Genomic DNA, 1,797 nt, shown 5'->3' on the forward strand with positions numbered 1-1,797 from the left:
AGCCTGGCCATTCGTCAGCCAGAGCTGGTACAAAGCTGGATCCGTAAATACGGTGGCGAGCATATTGTGTTGGCGCTGGATGTCGCCATTAACGATAAAGGTGAGAAAACCCTGCCTTCTCATGGCTGGATTGAGCAATCGTCGATCACCTTAGAACAGGTGCTGGATCAGTATATAGCGGCAGGTGCCAGACATGTGCTGTGTACCGATATCAGCCGCGATGGCACGCTAAGCGGCTCCAATGTCGGCCTTTACCGCGAACTTACTGCGCATTACCCCCAGATCCAGTGGCAGGCGTCAGGGGGCATTGGCTCTTTAGATGATATCAAAGCATTAATTGGCAGTGGTGTGGCCGGCGTGATTCTGGGCCGCTCACTCCTCGAAGGTAAGTTCAGCCTGAAGGAGGCCATTGCATGCTGGCAAAACGGTTAATCCCCTGTTTAGATGTTCGTGATGGTAAAGTAGTAAAAGGTGTGCAATTTCGTAACCATGAAATTATTGGTGACATTGTTCCTTTGGCCCAGCGTTATGCCGAAGCCGGTGCCGACGAGTTGGTTTTCTATGACATCACTGCCTCCAGCGATGGCCGGGTAGTAGATAAAAGCTGGGTTAAGCGAATTGCCGAGGTCATTGATATTCCATTTTGTGTGGCAGGCGGCATTAAAAGTGTGGCCGATGCCGGCAAGATCCTGGAAATGGGCGCTGATAAAATCTCAGTAAATAGCCCCGCTCTGGCCCGGCCGGAATTAATTAGCGAGCTTAATCATATTTTTGGCCAGCAATGTATTGTGGTGGGCATAGACAGCTTTTTTGATGTTGCCTCGGGCCAGTATCAGGTTTACCAGTTTACCGGTGATGAAAGCCGCACCCAGAAGACTCGCTGGCTTACCCGCGAGTGGGTAGAAGAAGTGCAGCAACGCGGTGCCGGCGAAATCGTGCTTAACTGCATGAATCAGGATGGCGTGCGCCAGGGATATGATATTCCCCAGCTTAAAAGTATTCGCGATATCTGTAAAGTGCCGTTAATCGCCAGTGGCGGTGCTGGTACCATGCAGCATTTCAGTGATGTATTTGCCAAAGCTGATGTCGATGGCGCGTTGGCTGCCAGCGTATTTCACAAAGCGATTATTGAGATAGCGGCGCTTAAAGCGAAACTGATTGCTGATGGAATCAGCATCCGGCCGTAAACAGACACCGAACTGGCGCAGATTCAGGCTCGCGCTTCGAAAAAGCAATCGCTGCGTACATTTTTTCTGTGACACGCCGTAAACCCATCCATGGGGGCTCGTTTCCGCCCGTCCAGGGCTTCAACGGTCACAACAAAAAGTACATCCTCGCTTGCTTTGCTTGTGCCAACCGTCAAGCATATGTATCAAACGACGAGGGTTAGTTGCTAAACAGAGCGTCTGTGGCAGGGATGCCACAGAGGAGCCTACAAGGAAGTATTTACGGCGTCTCTGTGTGCAGCTAATCCTCAGAGTCTGCCACAGGTCAGAACAAAAAAGAATTAAGGTCATCTATGAACGAACAACAGATTAAAGCGCTAAGCTGGCCCGATAACCAGTTATTACCGGCAATAGTGCAACACGCCATTTCCGGCAAAGTGCTGATGCAGGGTTATATGAACCTGGAGGCGTTACAGCATACCCTGCAAAGCGGTCAGGTAACTTTTTACAGCCGCAGTAAACAGCGGTTATGGACCAAAGGCGAAAGCTCGGGTAACACCCTGCAATTGGTTAGCGTGGATAAAGACTGCGATGCTGACAGCCTGTTAGTGCTGGCCCGCCCTCAAGGCCC

3 protein-coding genes are annotated in these 1,797 nt (G+C 50.9%); all 3 read left to right on the top strand.

Annotated elements, in window-relative coordinates; translation table 11 throughout:
* A partial coding sequence (locus ABY802_RS16855) for a HisA/HisF-related TIM barrel protein (RefSeq protein WP_372628274.1) occupies positions 1-432 on the top strand: 432 nt, incomplete at its 5' end.
* Positions 414-1,187: an imidazole glycerol phosphate synthase subunit HisF gene (gene hisF / locus ABY802_RS16860; protein WP_372628275.1), complete on the top strand. Its 774-nt coding sequence runs from the start codon at positions 414-416 to the stop codon at positions 1,185-1,187. The genes ABY802_RS16855 and hisF, both read left to right, overlap by 19 nt.
* Positions 1,188-1,519: 332 nt before the next feature.
* The coding region (locus ABY802_RS16865; protein WP_372628276.1) for a phosphoribosyl-AMP cyclohydrolase at positions 1,520-1,797 on the top strand (278 nt) is incomplete at its 3' end.

The sequence above is a fragment of the Arsukibacterium sp. genome (assembly GCF_041616895.1).
GTDB lineage: Bacteria > Pseudomonadota > Gammaproteobacteria > Enterobacterales > Alteromonadaceae > Alishewanella.